The following is a 1,343-nucleotide window of genomic DNA, read 5'->3' as shown; positions in this document are numbered from 1 at the left end:
TCCGCTTTATCGTGGTACTGTAAGTTAAATGAAACTTCTTAAAAATTAAAACACTTACTATATTTGAAAAACAAAAGTGTCAACCATTTTCAGGACGAGACCGATCGTCTAATCCCGTGACAATTGGGTCATGCTCGATTTCTTGCACTCGAACACATGTAATCCTCTGGTTTTTCCACTATTCCTGCCCTTACCGGATTCTCATGTATATAATTCATTCAACTTTCAATCATTTCAGTTCGATAGCATGGTTTTCATGTGTCCAAAATTGCATCTCCCCAGTTCTTTTATTAAATTTCGCATGATAGGCAAAAATTATCTTCAACCATTCCTTTCTGCTTTCCTGAGGGTTTTCAATTATCATTTTTAGCAATTTCTTGCTTGTAAATTTCTTAAAATCACGCACCCATCCTGATAATTTCGCATCTTTTTGTTGAACAACCAAGTGAAGGTGATTGGTCATGATGACATAACCAAAGAGGAAAAGTCCCTTTTCCTTTCTACAATAAGCCAGATTTTCCAAGATAAAATCTCGATAGACTTTTCTTGAAAACATAGCTACCCATCCCACCACTTGGAATGTTAAAAAATAGGGCATTTCATCTGTTTATATTTGTTTTCCAAAGGTCAGAACTTGCCCCGGTTTATCGGGGTGGAATCTCGCTACAATAATCATTTTTTGGCCTGACGATTTTGTCATGCCTGTCTGCCTCGGGCAGGCTCGATTTCCTGATCTCTTATTTAATAAGCCTCTCCCATAACTAAAAATAGTCTATCCTTGATTGAATTATAAATGAATGCTGCCCGAGTAACTGAATAAAGTGTCGTTGATTTGGATGGGGTCTCAAAATTTTGTCCATTTGTTTACTTGGATAAGGAGGTCTTTAAGAAGCCATTGCAAATGGCATATAAAAGATTTCAACTTTAAAGTAAGTTAGGAATAAAAGGGTGTAGCCGATTCTACACCCAGCCGGGGTACAGCGGACGGTACCGAGTAAGAATAAAAATTAGTATCTTTAAGAGGTTAGGAGGTTGGAAGAGAATGGCTCCGGAAGCCCGCCGGCTCCAAGCAGAACCAAATTGGCACAAGAGGTTAAATGCAAAATAGATGATAAAGAGTACCATCAATTCAACCTTAGGATTAGCAACTGGCTTTTTACTCACCATAATATTGCATGAATTAGCACATTATATCATGTCTGTAATTTTAGGGTATGAAGCTACACTCTATCACAATAGTGGAAATACCGGTGATGTTGACCCCTCCAACGGTGATATTGACCCCCCTTGGATTTTGGTAACTAAAAAAGGCTAGTATGACAAAATTACATTAATTTTCTAAG

2 protein-coding genes are annotated in these 1,343 nt (G+C 37.7%); one reads left to right on the top strand and one right to left on the bottom strand.

What is annotated here, in order from left to right:
* Positions 1-229: 229 nt before the first annotated feature.
* Positions 230-598 (bottom strand): transposase, encoded by a 369-nt coding sequence (locus ACYVHJ_RS19415; protein ID WP_460518154.1) that lies wholly within the window; start codon positions 596-598, stop codon positions 230-232.
* Between the two features lie 510 nt (positions 599-1,108).
* Here ACYVHJ_RS19415 and ACYVHJ_RS19410 point away from each other — a divergent pair.
* Positions 1,109-1,315 carry a hypothetical protein gene (locus ACYVHJ_RS19410; protein WP_460518151.1) on the top strand — a complete coding sequence of 69 codons (207 nt, stop codon included), beginning with the start codon at positions 1,109-1,111 and terminating at the stop codon, positions 1,313-1,315.
* Positions 1,316-1,343 lie beyond the last annotated feature (28 nt).

Source organism: Cyclobacterium sediminis, assembly GCF_054781075.1.
Note: the sequence above shows the minus strand (reverse complement) of the source record. Positions and strands in the feature narration are given on the sequence as shown.

Bases quoted from the DNA above. Each gene is read 5' to 3' on its own strand.
- ACYVHJ_RS19410 (WP_460518151.1), top strand. From the start codon at position 1,109: ATGATAAAGAGTACCATCAATTCAACCTTAGGATTAGCAACTGGCTTT.
- ACYVHJ_RS19415 (WP_460518154.1), bottom strand. From the start codon at position 598: ATGCCCTATTTTTTAACATTCCAAGTGGTGGGATGGGTAGCTATGTTT.